Origin of the sequence: Bacillus sp. 22190 (assembly GCF_052045575.1) — a bacterium.
GTDB classification, from domain to species: domain Bacteria; phylum Bacillota; class Bacilli; order Bacillales; family Bacillaceae; genus Bacillus; species Bacillus altitudinis.
The window spans coordinates 123,349-141,438 of record NZ_JBQEPF010000005.1 but is presented as its reverse complement, the minus strand read 5'-3'; the positions used below and the strand labels follow the sequence as shown (position 1 = coordinate 141,438).

18 protein-coding genes are annotated in these 18,090 nt (G+C 40.2%); 11 read left to right on the top strand and 7 right to left on the bottom strand.

From position 1 onward, the window contains the following. Positions 1 to 62: 62 nt before the first annotated feature. Together ACTJKA_RS09065 and sppA are read right to left on the bottom strand one after the other, a co-directional pair. Positions 63 to 587, bottom strand: coding sequence for an RDD family protein (locus ACTJKA_RS09065; RefSeq protein ID WP_440607698.1), 525 nt, complete (start codon positions 585 to 587; stop codon positions 63 to 65). Between the two features lie 14 nt (positions 588 to 601). Beyond that, positions 602 to 1,603, bottom strand: coding sequence for a signal peptide peptidase SppA (gene sppA, locus ACTJKA_RS09060; RefSeq protein WP_035391144.1), 1,002 nt, complete (start codon positions 1,601 to 1,603; stop codon positions 602 to 604). A 447-nt stretch (positions 1,604 to 2,050) separates the two neighbouring features. Between sppA and ACTJKA_RS09055 the strand changes: the two genes are divergently transcribed. From ACTJKA_RS09055 to ACTJKA_RS09020, 8 genes are all read left to right on the top strand, one after another. Beyond that, on the top strand, positions 2,051 to 2,854 hold the full coding sequence (locus ACTJKA_RS09055; protein ID WP_017358281.1) for an NAD kinase: 804 nt from the start codon (positions 2,051 to 2,053) through the stop codon (positions 2,852 to 2,854). Between the two features lie 265 nt (positions 2,855 to 3,119). Continuing rightward, positions 3,120 to 4,562, top strand: coding sequence for a DEAD/DEAH box helicase (locus ACTJKA_RS09050; RefSeq protein WP_322535963.1), 1,443 nt, complete (start codon positions 3,120 to 3,122; stop codon positions 4,560 to 4,562). A 189-nt stretch (positions 4,563 to 4,751) separates the two neighbouring features. Further along, the gene (locus ACTJKA_RS09045; RefSeq protein WP_322535964.1) at positions 4,752 to 5,807 is read left to right on the top strand and encodes a fatty acid desaturase; all 1,056 of its coding nucleotides are present in this window, start codon (positions 4,752 to 4,754) and stop codon (positions 5,805 to 5,807) included. 117 nt (positions 5,808 to 5,924) lie between these two features. Then, on the top strand, positions 5,925 to 7,061 hold the full coding sequence (locus tag ACTJKA_RS09040) for a sensor histidine kinase (RefSeq protein WP_057079210.1): 1,137 nt from the start codon (positions 5,925 to 5,927) through the stop codon (positions 7,059 to 7,061). Beyond that, positions 7,058 to 7,657, top strand: coding sequence for a response regulator transcription factor (locus ACTJKA_RS09035; RefSeq protein ID WP_035391139.1), 600 nt, complete (start codon positions 7,058 to 7,060; stop codon positions 7,655 to 7,657). The genes ACTJKA_RS09040 and ACTJKA_RS09035 overlap by 4 nt, the downstream gene beginning before the upstream one ends. Positions 7,658 to 7,848: 191 nt before the next feature. Next, the gene (locus tag ACTJKA_RS09030; protein ID WP_060781282.1) at positions 7,849 to 8,769 is read left to right on the top strand and encodes an iron-hydroxamate ABC transporter substrate-binding protein; all 921 of its coding nucleotides are present in this window, start codon (positions 7,849 to 7,851) and stop codon (positions 8,767 to 8,769) included. 109 nt (positions 8,770 to 8,878) lie between these two features. Beyond that, positions 8,879 to 9,568 carry a response regulator transcription factor gene (locus tag ACTJKA_RS09025; RefSeq protein ID WP_017358287.1) on the top strand — a complete coding sequence of 230 codons (690 nt, stop codon included), beginning with the start codon at positions 8,879 to 8,881 and terminating at the stop codon, positions 9,566 to 9,568. Beyond that, positions 9,568 to 10,572 (top strand): sensor histidine kinase, encoded by a 1,005-nt coding sequence (locus ACTJKA_RS09020; protein ID WP_440607697.1) that lies wholly within the window; start codon positions 9,568 to 9,570, stop codon positions 10,570 to 10,572. The genes ACTJKA_RS09025 and ACTJKA_RS09020 overlap by 1 nt, the downstream gene beginning before the upstream one ends. Positions 10,573 to 10,646: 74 nt before the next feature. Here ACTJKA_RS09020 and ACTJKA_RS09015 read toward each other — a convergent pair whose 3' ends face one another. Both ACTJKA_RS09015 and ACTJKA_RS09010 read right to left on the bottom strand, forming a co-directional pair. Further along, the gene (locus ACTJKA_RS09015; RefSeq protein ID WP_322535965.1) at positions 10,647 to 11,891 is read right to left on the bottom strand and encodes an FtsW/RodA/SpoVE family cell cycle protein; all 1,245 of its coding nucleotides are present in this window, start codon (positions 11,889 to 11,891) and stop codon (positions 10,647 to 10,649) included. Then, positions 11,882 to 12,226 carry a PadR family transcriptional regulator gene (locus ACTJKA_RS09010; protein ID WP_047945291.1) on the bottom strand — a complete coding sequence of 115 codons (345 nt, stop codon included), beginning with the start codon at positions 12,224 to 12,226 and terminating at the stop codon, positions 11,882 to 11,884. The genes ACTJKA_RS09015 and ACTJKA_RS09010 overlap by 10 nt, the downstream gene beginning before the upstream one ends. 298 nt (positions 12,227 to 12,524) lie before the next feature. Here ACTJKA_RS09010 and ACTJKA_RS09005 point away from each other — a divergent pair, with 298 nt between their 5' ends. Both ACTJKA_RS09005 and ACTJKA_RS09000 read left to right on the top strand, forming a co-directional pair. Next, the gene (locus tag ACTJKA_RS09005; protein WP_007501759.1) at positions 12,525 to 13,286 is read left to right on the top strand and encodes an ABC transporter ATP-binding protein; all 762 of its coding nucleotides are present in this window, start codon (positions 12,525 to 12,527) and stop codon (positions 13,284 to 13,286) included. Beyond that, positions 13,276 to 15,213, top strand: coding sequence for an ABC transporter permease (locus ACTJKA_RS09000; protein WP_322535966.1), 1,938 nt, complete (start codon positions 13,276 to 13,278; stop codon positions 15,211 to 15,213). Before ACTJKA_RS09005 ends, ACTJKA_RS09000 begins: the two co-directional genes overlap by 11 nt. A gap of 39 nt (positions 15,214 to 15,252) precedes the next feature. On the opposite strand, the gene ACTJKA_RS08995 is transcribed toward ACTJKA_RS09000, so the two are convergent. Next, entirely contained in the window at positions 15,253 to 16,605 is a 1,353-nt protein-coding gene (locus ACTJKA_RS08995) for an amidohydrolase family protein (RefSeq protein ID WP_268359595.1), read from the bottom strand. Between the two features lie 105 nt (positions 16,606 to 16,710). Next, complete coding sequence (locus ACTJKA_RS08990) at positions 16,711 to 17,298, bottom strand: NAD(P)H-dependent oxidoreductase (RefSeq protein ID WP_268359593.1); 588 nt, start codon at positions 17,296 to 17,298, stop codon at positions 16,711 to 16,713. A 118-nt stretch (positions 17,299 to 17,416) separates the two neighbouring features. On the opposite strand from ACTJKA_RS08990, the gene ACTJKA_RS08985 reads away from it, so the two are divergent. Continuing rightward, complete coding sequence (locus ACTJKA_RS08985) at positions 17,417 to 17,848, top strand: MarR family winged helix-turn-helix transcriptional regulator (RefSeq protein WP_144667388.1); 432 nt, start codon at positions 17,417 to 17,419, stop codon at positions 17,846 to 17,848. Positions 17,849 to 17,900: 52 nt separating this feature from the next. On the opposite strand, the gene ACTJKA_RS08980 is transcribed toward ACTJKA_RS08985, so the two are convergent. Then, positions 17,901 to 18,077, bottom strand: coding sequence for a hypothetical protein (locus tag ACTJKA_RS08980; RefSeq protein ID WP_008356320.1), 177 nt, complete (start codon positions 18,075 to 18,077; stop codon positions 17,901 to 17,903). Positions 18,078 to 18,090 lie beyond the last annotated feature (13 nt).

Sequence of the window (18,090 nt, the reverse complement as noted above, 5' to 3'; positions counted from 1 at the left end):
GGATTTTATACCCAATCACCCAAAAAAAGAGTTTGACCGGTACCCGGCCAAACTCTCTTTGATTATGCGTTTGATTCTGTTTTTTCATATAAATGTTCATGAACAACCACCGTATCTGCAAAGTAGTCATGAACCCCTTGCTTTTTCGGCGTGAACCCAACCACAGCATAGAGAACAAAAAGCGTATTAATATATCGCCCCACAATTTCTCTAAAGAAAATGACATCCCATGACAGCTTCTTCTCCGGCTGAAGTGAGACGACTTTGATTCCAAACACCATCTTTCCAAGTGTTTGTTGGAAAATCTTCGTCATGATCGCAAAATAAAGCAGAAAGACAATTGTGGTTGTGACGGAAAATGGGGAAAACCAGCCTCCACCTTTTGACCAGCCAAAGAGACTAAAGATTGGAGAAACCGTCAAATGGTTAACACCCCATACGACGAGCCAATCTAGGATAAATGCCCAGAATCTAATCCAGAAACCTGCAAAGGCCTGCGCTTCAATTGAAGTGCGCTTCGCAAGAGTCGGCCTTGCTTCTCCCTCTTGGCTGCGACTTTCCGTTACTTCATCGAATGTAGAATCCATCTATGATCCCTCCTTTATTTTGAATAGAGATACATCGGTTTAGACCCATTTGAGCCAGCCAGTGTTTCTTTTAAGTTCAGAAAATCAATTTCGCTTTTAAAGAGCTTGCTTGCACTCATATTGAAGAGAGAGTTCCAGCCGAAGCTTTGAGAATAGCTGATCACTGTCGCTCCTTTTAAGCCTTTTTCATTTTTCTTCATTGCTTTTAGTGCATCTTCATAGTACCCAAGCTCATCCACTAATCCGTTCGATTTCGCCTGTGTTCCGTCATATACTCGGCCGTCAGCAATTTTCTTGACGTCCTGCTTAGACATGCCGCGTCCTTCTGAGATGACTTTCACAAAGCCTTCATAGGAGTTGTCAACCATGCTTTGCATGATGTCTCGCTCATCTTTTGTCATATCACGATTTGGAGACATGATGTCTTTGAATTTTCCACTTTTAATGGTTTCATATTTAATGCCTAAATTATCTGCCAGCTTTGCATAATTCAAACTTTGCATGATGACCCCTAGAGACCCTGTTAACGTTTCAGGTGAAGCAAAGATTTTTTTCGCTGGAGTGGATACATAATAGCCGCCAGAAGCCGCCATTGAACCCATGGAAACATAAATTGGCTTTTTCGCTTTCTTTACTTCTTCTAATTTTTTATGTATTTCAGCACTTTCATAGACACCGCCGCCAGGAGAGTTGACACGCAGCAAGACTCCTTTCACAGACGCATCGTCTTTTGCTTTATCTAATTCTTTTAAGAACGCACGATGATCATATGCTTCCCCGCCTAAAAGGCTGGATGCACCACCGTTATCTTGAATCGTACCATTAATCTCAAGTACAGCAATTTTACTCGCTCCGCTGCCATCTTCTAGTACCTTTTCTTCGATTTCGTCCCCGAATTGATAGCTCATCTTATTATCATTGAAGCTTTCAAACAAGGCCGTCGTGATACTAATCACAATCGAAAAGCCGAAAACACCAAGTGCAATGATTAAGGCTACCCATCTTTTCGCATTCATTTCTTTCTCCTCCTTTTTGTCTCACTTCGTTCATACGAATACACACATGAAATGTTTCACAGGAACTGTGGTTTTTTTACATTTCATTTCAACATATGATAGCACCGATGTGAAATGACGATCAACTTTACATCTTCTATCATTTGCTCATCATGACGAAAAATTGGCTATTTTATCCTCTTCCTACATCTAATAGATCAGATCATCTCCACAACGAAACGCCCAGACCTCTCTAGCCTCCAAAATGAGCTATTAAATTATGCTCAAAGTCAGCGTTGTCTAATCACTTACAATGACTCATTTCTCAAATGGAAGCCTCTATCATGATGAAGCGTCTTTCTAATATTTTTACTTTCATATGAAAAAAGTGTAAAATGTGAACAAGGGTTTTTATGTAAGCCCTTTACTACTCGAAATCTATTTTTGACAACAAAGGGGAGAACGTCAATGACAGACAATCGTCGCAATGTATTTTTCTTTTACAAAAAAGATCATGAATTGGATGGACACATTTCTTCTCTGGAGAAGCTCGCTACCGATCAAGGCTTTCACGTCGTAAAGCGTGCAGAAGATGCCCATATCATTGCTTCAATTGGTGGAGATGGTACATTTCTTCAAGCGGTCCGCAAAACGAACTTCCGGGATGACTGCTTGTATGTAGGGGTATCAAAAACAGAGAATTCGCACCTATACTGCGATTTTTCGTTAGAACATTTTGATCAAATGATTGATGCCATGAACACTGAACAAATTGAAGTGAGAAAATATCCGATCATCGATGTAAGCGTTGACAGTACAAACCAGTTCCATTGTTTAAACGAACTGTCGATCCGCTCTAGCATCATTAAAACATTTGTCATCGATGTGTATATAGATGATTTCCATTTTGAAACCTTTAGAGGCGACGGGATGATTATTTCCACTCCGACCGGTTCAACGGCCTACAATAAATCTGTCAACGGCGCCGTGGTGGATCCGATGCTTCCGTGTATGCAAGTAACCGAGCTGGCATCGCTGAATAACAACTCATACCGTACACTTGGAGCTCCTTTCATTTTAAGCAGTGATCGCAAGCTGACACTAAAGGTTGTTCAGGACGGTAACGACCATCCGATTATCGGTCTTGATAACGAAGCGCTAGGTACAAAACATGTCAAACAAATTGACATTGGCCTTTCTGGTAAAGTGATCAAAACGGTCAAATTAAAAGATAACTCCTATTGGGAAAAAGTAAAACGCAGATTCCTTTAATCAAAAAGCTCCTTTAAGGGGCTTTTGTTTTCTTTTCAGCGTGATAGAAAACCTTTGAAGTCTAGGAAGAGTGAGCACCGGAACGGAGCGAATTTGACATTCGTGAGTACCGGAGCGCAAATCTGACACCGAATGCGAGGGTTTGTCTACACGCTGAAAGCTCCTTTACGGGGCTTTTTTTCATGCCTTTTCATTCAAGGTCATGGTGTCTTTGAAAAGATATGGTATGATGTCACAAGTATACATGTACGAAAAGGAGAACACGATGCCATTACAACATTTTGATCAATATCCATTAAGCGATGAATTGAAACAAGCGCTAGAAGCGCTTCATTTCCATACACCTACACCCGTCCAGCACGAGACATTATCCGTTGCTTTTTCAAAGCAGGACCTCATTGTCAAATCTCAGACAGGCAGTGGCAAAACAGCAGCCTACGGTCTGCCAATTTGTGAAATGGTGGATTGGGCTGAGAATAAACCTCAAGCCCTCATCCTCGTCCCAACAAGAGAACTTGCCATGCAGGTCAAACAGGATCTGACCAGCCTCGGACGATTTAAACGAATCAAAGCGGCCGCCATTTACGGGAAAGCTCCATTTCAAGCACAAAAAATAGAGCTTGCACAAAAGAACCACATTGTGTGCGGAACGCCAGGACGAATATTGGATCACCTTGAAAAAGGGACACTTTCTTTAGACAATCTGTCATTTTTCGTGTTAGATGAAGCAGACGAAATGCTGAACATGGGATTTATTGATCAAGTCTCTTCTATAATTCAGTATCTGCCGCCAAAGCGCATGTCGATGTTATTTTCAGCGACGATGTCGGATGAAATGAAGGATTTGAGTGAGCAGTTTTTACAATCGCCAAAAGTGATAGAGATTGCTCGGGAGGAAACGACGAAGCAGCAAATCACCCACACGTTGATTGAAACCGAGGAAGAAGGCAAGTTTTCATTACTTCAACGAACGATTGTCATTGAAAATCCAGATAGCTGTATCATTTTTTGCAATACGCAGGAGCGAGTGAATGAGCTGACGATGAAGCTGGATGAGTGGGATGTTCCTTGCGATAAGATTCATGGTGGGATGAGGCAGGAAGACCGCTTTGCTGTCATGGATGAATTCAAAAACGGGGAATTCCGTTATTTGATCGCAACAGATATTGCAGCCCGAGGAATTGATGTCAGTGATATGACACATGTCATTCATTACGACTTGCCATATGAAAAAGATCGCTATATTCACCGGACCGGAAGAACTGGCAGAGCGGGGAAAAGCGGAAAAACGATTGCGTTTATGACAAGGCACGGGCAGCCGCTTATTGAAGAATTAAAAGAGGAAGCTGGTATTCATTTTCAAATTCAGCCTTATCCTACAAAAGAAGAAGCAGAACAGCATGTGGCAAGCTTTGAAGAAAAAATTGAAACACCGATTCAAAAGGAAAATAAGCAGGCCGGCATAGAGAAAGATATTATGAAGCTGTATTTTAACGGCGGGAAGAAAAAGAAACTCCGGGCAGTTGATTTCGTTGGAACGATCGCCAAAATAGACGGCGTTGCGTTTGATGACATTGGGATTATTACCATTCAGGAAACGAAAACATATGTAGATATTTTAAATGGCAAAGGCCCTCTTGTGCTAAATGCCATGCGCCACACAACGATTAAAGGCAAGCAGTTAAAAGTACATGAAGCACGTCAATAAAAAGTGAAGGCTAAGCGCCTTTACTTTTTTTATTTAAAATAAAATAAGCTTACAACCCTTGAACCATCAGCCTTTCCCTCGTCCAACATGACAAATGTCATATTGAATACATGATGGGTGCTACTATGAACATGACACCTTTCCTTCTATACTTTGAAGTAGAAAGAAACGGAAAGGACTTGAACGTTCATGACGACTTCAACAAACACACAGCAGCAAGCCACTTTAAGAAAACAAGTTGGCCAATTCTCTGGTGCTAATTCGAAAAAAAGTATCATTCAACTCTTTAATACATTCATTCCATTTTTGGGGCTTTGGTTTCTTGCCTATTATAGCCTGAACACCTCCTACCTTTTAACCCTCTTCTTTGCGGTGATTGCAGCTGGTTTTTTAGTACGTGTCTTTATTATTTTTCACGACTGCTGCCATCAATCCTTTTTTAAACAAAAGCCGCTGAATCACCTGTTCGGTTTTGTAACGGGCGTACTCACCCTTTTCCCTTATCTTCAATGGCAAAGAGATCATTCAATTCACCATGCCACAAGCAGTAATCTAGACAAACGAGGTACTGGCGACATTTGGCTACTGACAGTCAAAGAATATCAAGAGGCATCAGCTTGGACGAAATTTCGCTACAGATTTTACCGTAATCCTTTTGTGATGTTTATTTTAGGACCGATCTTTGTTTTTCTCTTAAAAAACCGTTTTAACGTCAAAAATGCTCGTAAAAAAGAGCGCTGGAACACGTATTTCACAAACGTGAGCATCATTGCGCTAGCAACTGCAACGTGTCTTCTTTTTGGCTGGCAGGAGTTCCTGCTTGTCCAAGGTCCAATCTTCCTGATCTCAGGATCAATCGGCGTATGGCTGTTTTACGTGCAGCACACATTTGAAGATTCTTACTTTGAAGCAGATGAACATTGGAATTATGTGCAGGCAGCTGTAGAAGGCAGTTCTTTTTACAAATTGCCAAAGCTTCTTCAATGGTTAACTGGCAATATCGGCTATCACCATGTTCATCATTTAAGTCCGAGGGTACCGAATTATCACTTGGAGCATGCACATGATCATAGTGAGCCGCTTCAAAATGTGCCAACCATCACTTTAAAAACAAGTATCGAATCAATGAAATTTAGACTTTGGGATGAAGAAACGAAAGCATTCGTTACCTTTAAAGAAGCACAGCAATCTAAAAAGATGCCCGCACCTGTCATAAAAGGAGACATTCTGAAGAAAAATGCATAATTGGTGCAAGCTCTTTCTTACAATAGAAGGAGCTTGTTGTATTTGCAGGATGCGCTCATCTGTTCAATTTGATAAAGTAGTGAAAAAGACTGAAAAAATGAAAAAGGTGAATCACGGATGAAAAAACAACTGAAAATTCAAAAACTGCATGGGATTTCCCCATATATTTGGGCGATTTTTTTCATCCTGCCCTTTTATTTTATCTTTAAGACCCCTTCGACTTTAGGCATTGTGATCGGCATTATTTTAAACGTCGTTTTTTTTGCGGTCTACCGTTTTGCCTTTGTCTCAAAGGGCTGGTCGTTATATGTATTCGGCCTTCTATTAATCGCCATTTCGACTGGTTATGTGATGCTCTATAGCTACATTTATTTTGCTTTTTGTATCGCCTATTTCAACGGGCATATCAAAAGAAAAGTCCCTTTCTATATCTTATACTATATTCATCTAGGGAGCGCCGCCGTAGCAGTGAACTTTAGCTTGATTTTAAAAAAGGGATGGTTTCTCACACAAATTCCGTTTGTCGTGATTACACTGATCAGCGCCATCCTCCTCCCTCTTAGCATTAGAAGCAGGAAGGAACGTGAACGGCTAGAAGAGAAATTAGAATATGCCAATGAACGGATCGCCGATCTTGTCAAACTTGAAGAAAGACAGCGAATTGCTCGCGATCTGCATGACACACTTGGACAAAAACTCTCTCTCATTGGATTAAAAAGTGACCTTGCCCGTAAGCTCGTGTATAAAGACCCTGAACAGGCTCGTGCCGAACTAAAAAGCGTCCAGCAGACAGCTAGAACGTCTCTAAATGAAGTGCGAAAAATTGTTTCTTCCATGAAAGGCATTCGGATCAAAGATGAAATATTGAACATCAAGCAAATACTTGAAGCCGCCGATATTGACATGATTTATGATGAAAAAGAAGCGCCGAAACACATCTCTCTTCTAAACGAAAACATTGTGAGCATGTGCATCAAAGAGGCCGTGACGAATGTCGTCAAGCATAGCGACGCCACTGTCTGTCAAATCACGATTCATCAAAAGTCAAAGGAAGCTGTCATTACAGTTGAGGATAACGGCACATTTAAAGGCAGTCATCCATCCTCTCAAACGAAGGGACATGGCCTTGCAGGGATTAGAGAAAGATTGGAATTTGCAAATGGACGCCTGCACATTGAGACAAAAAACGGGACGAAGCTGATCATGAGCATTCCAAATGATTCAGCAGCGAAAGATAAGGAGGAAATAAAATGATTAACATCTTTATCGCAGAGGATCAGCAAATGCTGCTCGGTGCTCTTGGATCGCTTCTCGATTTAGAAGACGATATGACGGTTGTTGGAAAAGGTACAAACGGCCAGGATGCCATAGATTTTGCTAAAAAACACCCGGTCGACATTTGTTTAATGGATATTGAAATGCCCGGGAAATCTGGGCTCGATGCCGCTGAAGAACTTAAAAAGTCTGATGTGAAGATCATCATTTTAACAACCTTTGCTCGTTCTGGCTATTTTCAAAGAGCACTGAAAGCTGGCGTTAGCGGCTACATGCTGAAGGACAGCCCAAGCGAGGATTTGGCAAGTGCCATCCGAAGCGTGATGAAAGGGAAAAAGGTGTACGCCCCTGAATTAATGGAAGACTTGTACAGCGACGAAAATCCTTTAACTGAACGAGAAAAGTCTGTTCTAGAACTCGTCGCAGACGGAAAAAACACAAAAGAAATCGCCAAGGAACTCAGCATTAAAAGCGGCACTGTCCGAAACTACATATCCGTTATTTTAGATAAACTAGAAGTCAAAAACCGAATTGAAGCCATCACTCGTTCCAAAGAAAAAGGCTGGTTTAAATAAGAAAAAAGATCAGGTCATACCACTGCCTTGATCTTTTTTTCTTTCTATCATTATTCCTCTATCCACTGCTAAAATATCATTGACAACAAACCTCACTTCTATGGTATGATACTTGAGTGATAATAATTATCATTATCACTCATACAACCAAATACACGGCTGATGTGCCGATTTCAAAGGAGTCTACATTCATGAAGAAAATATTGTTCCCTCTGATGCTCATCTTCGTACTTGCGTTGAGCGCATGTGGCAATAGCAGCAACTCTTCCTCAAATAAAGGAAAAAATCAATCAACGTCAGACACGATTACATATCAATCTGAAAATGGACCTGTGAAGCTGCCAGCAAATCCAAAACGTGTTGTTGTTCTCGCCTCTTATACAGGAAATGTCTTGTCACTTGGTGTGAACCTTGTGGGTGTTGACTCATGGTCAAAAAAGAATCCACGTTTCAAAAAGAAATTAAAAAATGTGGAAGAAGTATCCGATGAAAATGTGGAAAAAATCATGAAGCTAAAGCCTGATGTCATCATCGGTTTAAGCGGTGCAAAAAATGTAGAAAAACTGAAAAAAATCGCCCCTACCGTCTTATTCACGTATAACAAAGTCGATTACCTTCAGCAGCATATTGAAATTGGAAAAGTCTTAAACAAAGAAAAAGAAGCAGAAGCATGGGTCAAGGATTTCAAACAGCGCGCAGCTGAAGCTGGCAAAGAAATCAAAGCAAAAATCGGTGAAGATGCAACCGTATCTGTCTTTGAAAGCGGCACAAAAGATCTTTACGTCTTTGGAGATGCATGGGGTCGCGGAACAGAAATCCTCTACCAAGCAATGAAACTAAAAATGCCTGAAAAAGTAAAAGAAAAAGCATTAAAAGCTGGTTATTATGCGGTATCACAAGAAGTCATCCCTGAATTTGCCGGAGACTATATGATCATTAGCAAAAACAGCGAGATGGACAATTCCTATCAAAACAGTGAAATCTATAAGTCCATTCCTGCTGTGAAAAAACATCGTGTGTATGAAGCAAATGCGGAAGAGTTTTACTTTAATGACCCGCTCACACTTGAATATCAATTATCATTCTTTAAAAAGCACTTTTTAGGTAAATAAACCGAAGCAAGGGATCTCTTCCCTTGCTTTTTTGCTGTCTGCTTCTAGCGGGAGTGCCTATTTTCCGCTACAATGATGTACAAGTAATTCAAAAAGTGTGGTGCTCGTTTTGTTTAAAATTTTGCTGATTGAGGATGATACAACCCTCTTCCAAGAAATCAAAGAACGTTTAGTCAACTGGTCTTATGATGTGTATGGGATCAACAATTTTCAACAGGTCATGCAGGAGTTCACTTCCATCCAGCCTGATTTAGTCATTATTGATATTCAGCTGCCAAAGTATGATGGCTTTCATTGGTGCCGCATGATTCGGCATCATTCTAATGTGCCCATCATCTTTCTTTCCTCTCGTGATCACCCTGCTGATATGGTCATGTCGATGCAGCTTGGAGCTGATGATTTTGTACAAAAGCCCTTTCACTTTGACGTTCTCATCGCCAAAGTAAGTGCTGTTCTTCGCCGAGTCCATGATTACAATGCGGAACCAGCCAACTTAAAAGTCTGGTGCGGCGCTACCCTTGACCTCGAAAATAATACAGTGACAAATGAAAACGGTGAGATTGAATTAACAAAAAATGAGTTTTTTATTCTCAAAGAATTGATTCAGCATAAAAACCATATCGTCAAAAGGGAATCACTCATCCAAGCTTTATGGGACGATGAACGATTCGTGAGTGACAATACACTCACTGTAAACGTCAACCGCCTTAGAAAAAAACTAGACGAAATCTCCCTTGGCACCTTCATTGAAACAAAGGTGGGTCAAGGTTATCTTGCAAAAGAAAAGGATGATCAATGATGCTGCAAGCATTTCTAAAAGAACGAAGAAGCTGGATCTTGTTCTTTCTTAGTTTGCAGCTTCTCATTCTCTTTGTTGCATATTTGGATACAACTATTCCACTCGCTTCTCTTTTTTATATCGTGCTTTTGTCTACATTACTCTTCATTATTTTTCTTTTTTTTCGTTACCGGAAAGAAACTGCTTATTACATGCAACTGAAAGAATGGGACGAAAATATAGACCATCAAATGCGTCTCAAACCCTCTTCCCCCTTTGAACAAATTGTACAGGAGGCAGCGTCAGAGCAAATTGACCGATACCGCCAGATGACGGCTAAGCAAAAGACTGCGCTGGAAGAAGAAAAAGATGAACTGCTCTCATGGATACATGAGGTGAAAACGCCGCTCACGGCGATGCACTTAATGATTGACCGCATAACAGAACAGCCGCTCAAATCAAATATGACATATGAATGGCTTAGAATACATTTACTCCTTGATGCACAGCTACATCAAAGCAGGATCCAACATATTGAAAATGATTTATTTATTGAAAAACTGGATCTCCAAAACATGCTAACGAAAGAAATCAAAGCGCTCCAATCGTGGTGTATGCAAAAAGGAATTGGCTTTGACCTTTTATTAGAAGAGCGAGACGTATTAAGTGACACAAAATGGTTATCCTTTATGATCAGACAAGTGCTGACAAACGCCGTCAAGTACAGCCAATCATCTGACATTATCATCGAAAGCAAACAAATGAACGAACAAGTGGTGCTCACCATCACAGATCAAGGCAGAGGAATTGACCCAAGAGACGTGTCCCGTATTTTTGAAAAAGGCTTTACCTCCACAAGACATCACAATGACACGGCCTCCACAGGCATGGGGCTCTATTTAACAAAAAAGGGAGCTGACGCTCTTCATATCACGATCAAGGTCAACTCCACATTAGATCAAGGGACCACTTTTACCTTTATCTTTCCGAAAAAGAATGATTTTGTGCATATTGCGAGCATGTGAACATGCAGTTCAAGAAACCCAATCTCTTCATCCAACGATGCATTGAAGAGATTGGGTGATTTTATACAGCCATATCATGCTACTTCACGGCATATTTCTCCTAGCTGTTTCCTTCTATAAATACTCATTAGTAGCCCGACTGACATCATTTCTAGAAGAATATGAGATCCCCCATAGCTCATAAAAGGCATGGAAACTCCTGATATAGGCAATAATCCAAAGTTTGTAAAAATACTTAAGATAAATTTTGCTGCAAATGTGGTTGCCAAACCAATCATTAATATTTTGCCATAAGCAGATTGAACTCGTTTCGCTGTATGAACTACTCTATAAATCAAAGTCACAAACAAAATAAAAACGGCCAATCCTGCGAACCATCCGAATGAATAAATGATATACGTCAACATCCAATCAGTGTGAACATCATACAATGCGTACGGATTTATCTGAAAACCATTTGAGCTAAATTCATGAAGTGAGTATTGGTAAAAGTGGGACATATCAGCTTGATAAAGAGAAAATAATTGAACAATGAGATAGACAATACCTGCTGCTGTAAACGGAATAAGCTGTCTCATTCTTGCATGAGATACATACATCATCGTTATGCATATGACCATAAAGGTGATGGTTGCAGAAAGAGATCCGACTATATGTAATAAAATAATAGGTAAAGTGACAATCGCTAACCCTAACCAAGACTTGAAACCATTCTTCCAATTCCAAGATTGATAAATGCCAGCTAACGAAATAATCATCAGAAATGGGAAAATTTCAGTCAGATTGATCGATCCATTATTTAAGCTTAAAAAGAGAATACCGTTCACTCTTGTCCCAATCATCATTGTAAGAATCAGCATTCCAATCGTTCCTATGTATAAATGCCATGAATAGGGTAAAAAGCGCCGATAATCAAGAGCAAACAGTCCAAGCATCAACGCAAGACCAAATACATAGTAAATGAGACTTTTATAAAAGATATTCGTGTCTTGAAAATGCAGTAAATGAGAATGAAACTGAAAATAATACATCACAAACAGCCCAAATGAACAAGTAGCTAGTACAAGAAGTATCGTTTTAAAGTCCACTTGAGTTTTGTGTGTTTCATGGAGCTGCATTCCGAGTATGGCTGCATCTCCAATTTGATCGAGCGCTTGATTTACCGCCTCTTCTTCTGACATGCCCGCACTGACCGCTTCCTCTTTCAGCGTGTATAAATGATCACGAAGCTCAAGCTTTATACTTGCATGTACGTCTTTATTTTTGATTCGTTTACACACATTTTTGATATATTGTTCAAACTTTTTCTCTAGTCCCATACGACTTTCTCCCCATTCAAAACGCCATCTACTGCATCTTTGAAGACATTCCATTCTTCCTTCTTTTCTTTCATAAACGCTTTGCCCTGTTCATTAATCTTGTAATACTTTCTTTTTCGATTGCCATTCCCTTCGCCCCAGTAAGACACAATGAATCCTTTCCCCTCCAAAGTGTGCAAAATAGGATATATCGTCCCCTCTTTAAAGCTAAAAATTCCTTCGGATTTCGACTCTAATTGCTTAATCATTTCATATCCATACATTGGCTTTTCATTTAGCAAGCTTAAAATAAGGGTAGCAGTACTCCCCTTTAGAAGCTCTTTACTCACTTTCATCCATCGTCACCTCTAATACATAGATTTACTATGCATATATTTAATATGCATATCTTACATGAAATCACATACTCTGTAAAGGTTCATCAGAAAAAAACAAGAAATTTGATACATCATAGCGAAAAACAGATAAAATAATTGAATAACAATCTGAATTCTACATAAGGCTTTGACATATAAAACAAGCATGTGACAACAATGTCACATGCTCGTCTGTTTTGTTCGCCAAATCGCAGGAAGTCTGATCGGCTTCTTTTTATACTAGAGATATCAATTAAATAAAAAAGGGGTTCGACAGATGAACATTTTAGAAGCTCGCAAGTTATATAAAAGCTATGGAAATAAATTCAATAAACAAGAGGTGCTGAAAGGCATTGATTTGACGATAGAAGCTGGAGAATTTGTCAGCATCATGGGGCCATCAGGCTCGGGGAAAACGACCCTTTTGAACGTATTGTCATCGATTGATCATGTGTCCAGCGGATCGATTCGGATCGCAGATGCAGAAATGACGCAAATGAAAGATCAGCAGCTCGCTGAATTTAGAAAGAAACAGCTTGGCTTTGTTTTTCAGGATTATAACTTACTTGATACACTCACGGTTAAAGAGAACATCCTCTTGCCATTATCCATCTCTAAAACGCCTAAAAAAGAAGCTTTTGAACGCTTTCAACAGCTTGCAGAGGATATGGGGATTTATGAACTAAGAGACAAATATCCAAATGAACTGTCTGGTGGACAAAAGCAACGGACATCTGCGGTACGTGCCTTTATTCATGAACCAAGCCTCATTTTTGCTGATGAACCAACCGGAGCACTTGATTCCAAATCTGCGTCTGACTTACTGAACAAGCTGCAAGAATTCAATCACAAGCGCAAAGCAACCATTGTCATGGTGACGCATGACCCTGTTGCAGCCAGTTATTCAAGACGAGTGATTTTTATCAAAGATGGACAGATCTATACACAATTGAATAAAGGCGCATTAGAGAGAAAGATGTTTTTCGAGGATATTATGAAAACGCAAGGTGTTTTAGGCGGTGTGAAGCATGAACATTAATCAGCTCGTCTTCCGCAATCTGAAGAAAAACTTAAAAAATTACTATTTATACGTGTTTGCACTTGTATTTAGTGTGGCGCTCTATTTTTCCTTTGTCACCTTGCAGTATTCACCAGCACTTGATGATGTAAAGGGGTCCATTAAGGGCGGTGCGTCGATTAAAGCCGCTTCAGTACTACTCATTGCCATTGTTGGAATCTTCCTGTTATATGCGAACAGCATTTTTATTAAACGAAGAGGGAGAGAAATAGGTCTCCTGCAGCTCATTGGCATGACGAAACAAAAAATTGCCAAACTACTCAATGCAGAAAACTTTATCCTATACGTGGTCTCCATGGCTATTGGTATCATAGCTGGATTTATCGGTTCAAAACTCATGCTGATGGTGCTATTTAAAGTAACCGGCGTGAACGCCATCGCCAACCTGCATTTTTCAGGCATGGCCCTTTTGCAGACACTGATCGTCTTTTTCGTCATCTATGGATTAATTATGTTAAGAAATCGATGGTTTATTAATAGACAGACGATTTTATCTTTATTTAGAACCACGTCTTCTACAGAACAGCGTGTGAAAAAAATCTCTGTGTTTGAAATCATCATTGGGGTTCTAGGCATTGCATTCATCAGCTCAGGCTATTATATTTCTTCTCAGCTTTTTACCGGCACATATACGTCCATGCTTGCGTTACTTTTAGCGATGATTTATATTCTAGCCTCTGTCATTATCGGTACCTTTCTTTTCTATAAAGGCTCTGTTTCGTTCATTGCCAATATCGTACGCAAACGGAAAAATGGCTATCTCGCCATTCATGAAGTCCTGTCTCTGTCATCTATTATGTTCCGGTTAAAATCAAACGCACTGCTTTTAACGATTATTACAACGGTATCTGCGCTTGCCATCGGGTTGTTATCTTTAAGCTACATTTCCTATTACTCAGCAGAAAAAACCGCTGAACAACAGATCCCATCACATTTCGTCATGGGTTCTGAGAAAGATACCGATACCTTCACTCGTGCACTTTCTGACAAACATATTGCGTATGAAACAAAGCAGTTCAAGGTCATTCAAGCGAAGTTTGACGCAAAAAAGATCATGGATTCAGAGATTAAAAATATGAATAATGATCCAGGTGTCTTAACTCTACCTGTGATCAGTGAGAAAAACGCACCAAATATTCATGTGAAAAGCAACGAAGTCATCTTAAGCGGCTACAGTGATTTATTGAAGAAATTCATGCCGATTCAAAGTTCAGGTGATGTGAAACTACTTATTAAGAAACCCCTTGATTTAAAGGTCATTGATATGAAGAAAGATTACCTCATTTCTTACAACTTTACGTTTGGTGGTCTACCTGTTGCTGTCGTCAGTCAAAGTGTCTTTGAGCAGCTTGACCAGCAGAAAGACCCTAAACTTCAGATTGAGAATAATCAATATCACGCAGTCAATATAAAAGATGATCAAAACCTTGAACAAGCGAGTGATGTGTTTACCTCTTTAAAACTAGGTGACAACAGCATGTCTCAATTGGCTACCACTCAGCAACAAAAACAAACCATCGGACTGATGATGTTTATAGTCGGATTTTTAGGTCTCAGCTTCCTTGTCACATCAGGCTGTATTTTATACTTTAAGCAGATGAATGAAAGTGAAGAAGAACAAAGCTCTTACACGATCTTGCGTAAGCTTGGTTTTACTGAGAAGGATCTATTAAAAGGTATTCGGCTCAAGCAGCTATTTAACTTTGGGATTCCGCTCGTTGTCGGGTTGCTTCACAGCTACTTTGCAGTACAGTCAGGCTGGTTTTTCTTCGGCGGTGAACTGTGGACACCAATGCTCATCGTCATGTCGATTTATACGGTGCTATATTCTATCTTCGGATTCCTATCTGTCCAGTATTACAAAAAAGTCATTAAAGAATCCTTGTAATCTCATCCCCATAGGCAGCTGCCTATGGGGATTGTTTGTTTATGATGGCGTTGATTCAAACTTGTGCGATAAAATATGATCTCTTGCCGCATAAGCTTTTTGTTTGATCTCTTCTAAGTTCACTCCAACTAGCTTCCCATTTTGTTTCACTGCTTTTCCAGCCACATAGACAGAATCAACATTTGAAGGGTGTGCCGTTTGCACAACTGCCCCAGCTGGATCTGTCATCGGAAGAAGATTCATGCTTGTCCGATCGATCAAGATAAAATCAGCTTCTTTTCTAGGTGTGAGCGAGCCGATTTTGTCATCAAGCTTCAAGGCACGAGCCCCGTTTATTGTGGCTGCTTCAAGCATTTGCTGTGCAGACAATCCAAGTTCAGGCCCTGGCATCGTCCCTTCCATCAATAAAGATTGATTTTGAATCGCCCGCTCCGCCTGTAGTCCGAATTTCATTTGGGTAAATAAATCTCCGCTTGTCGCTGTCACCACATCTACACCAAGCGTTGGCAGAACGCCATTTTCAATGGCGAGCCCTGTGACAGGATATCCGTGTCCCATCATCATTTCAATCTCAGGTGTAATCGAGATGGAGCTTCCGCTGTCAGCTAACATCTTCATTTGATCTGCATCAATTGCATTGATATGCACCATATTCAAATCAGGCCCGAGCAGCCCTGCTTGATGAAGCCGCTCAATCGATCGATCCGCCGCTCCCCAATTTCCAAAGCCAATGTGCATACTGCATAATGCATCTAGTGATCTCGCTGTTTCAATTTCAAAGACGGTCGTCTCCCATGAAGAAAATTCAGGTCCACGAATGGCAAGTCCCATCGTCAACAGCTGATCCGATGATTGAAAATATTTTTGTTTCACGCGGGCTGCGTCTTCCATATTCGTGAGCGTACTCTCTCTGTCCCAATACGCTGCATCTCCAGAGGTACCAAAACCAAAGACCGCTCGAATACCCGCATCTTTTAAACCTCCAATGAGTTCTTCTGTATGATCCATAGAATTGATCATCGTCCAGTCGAAAAACGTTGTCACTCCTGCATCTAATGCCTCTAATGCGCCTAAATAATTAGCAATTCGATCATCTGATGGACGTCTCATCGCCCCATAGTTGCCATAATAAATTTTGCTCAAATACGTTTGCAAAGACCAATCTGTTCCGATCCCCCGTATGACAGACTGCCACACATGACGATGGGTATCCACAAGCCCTGGCATGATGACCATGTCAGACGCATCCACAACATCAGCACCGCTTGCTTCAATCGAAGGTCCGACTTCTACAATATGTGCCCCTTCAATTAATAGATCTCCCTTCTCCAGAAAACCTAAAGATGGATCAAGTGTGATAAGAGCCGCATCTTTAAACAATGTTTTCTTCATCCATATCCCCCTTTTCAGATAAAGAGAATGAGTCACTCACCCTCTCTGTCATTTTAAGACATAACAGGTTCAAATTAGAAGAAAAGTGACTCAAGGAATGTGGTTTTATGAGCTGATATTCCGAAAATAGTTGTATATCCGTTTTAATTTCACGTCATGCTTCCCTTTTGGACTTTCCATCATGCCAAATTCAAAGAACTTCACCGGTTTAATCCCGACATATTGTAAAAGAGCTCGTTTCATTAACACCTTGTGGGCATTCTGCAAAAAGAAGAAAGGGTAGTGGGTCGGTCCTTGCATTGTCGATACACATACAGCCCTCTTTCCTTTTAACAAGCCTTCTGGAAGCAGACCGCCAGTTTGACGGTAAGCAAAATTCGCTGCAAACATGCGATCAATAAAACCAAGCAACATAGCTGGCGGCCTACCCCACCAAATCGGATAAACAAACACGATGTTGTCTGCCCATTTGATTTTCTCTTGATATTCTTGAATCTCAGGGTCCTTATGCATATCACGTCTTTTTTTCTCTTCATTAAAAATAAGTACAGGATCAAATTTGTCTTGGTATAAATCTATGATTCTCACTTCTTGAACGTTTGGATTTTCTTCACTGCCCTTTAGGATTTCTTTAAAAAAAACACCATTTAAACTATTGTGATGAGGGTGAGTATAAATAATGAGTACATTCATGGCTTATCTCCTTTAGTTATCATTTGATAACAAAAAGCATACACCTCTCTTTTTTAGTTGTCAAATGATAATTGTTTTTTGATAATAAATTTGGTATGGTACGTAGGAGGTGAAAATGATGAAAAACCCCCATTTTTTCAAAGAGTTTGTCACATTTGCTTCTACTTTTTCTGAGCTGAAACATGCTATGATGAGCAAGGTCAAACCATCTGATCTAACCACTCTACAATATTTGATTCTGGAGCAGTTAGCCGTCAGTGAGCCGCTAACACCTAGCGAAATCGCCGATTGTCAGCACATGTCTCTTCCGAATGTCAGCAGAGAATTGAAAAAGCTTCACGAAAAACAATTCATTGATAGACAAGAAGATAAAGATGACAAGCGAAAACATGTCATTATGCTGTCTAAAAAAGGCCGTGCGTGTATGGACAAAGCATTTCAACAAATTGAATCCATGCTCATGGACAGCCTTTCTTCCTCTGACCAAAATCAAATGGATGATATCGTACAAGCTCTCCGTCTATTAAATCAAACCATCTTCAAAAAATGATCGAATGAAAAAAGCATGAGCGTATCGCTCATGCAAATGATTTTTGAACACATTAGTAAAGAGATGCTAAAAGATACGTGATGAAACCTACTATTGGAATAATCGGGATCATCAGCTTCAATGTTTTATTCGTATTCTTATATAAATTCCACAACAAGACTGGTACACCAAACGTCAATGTATCAAAGACAGCAAGCACTGCCCCTTTACGCTGTTCTTTATGAGCCATTTGAAAACCTCCA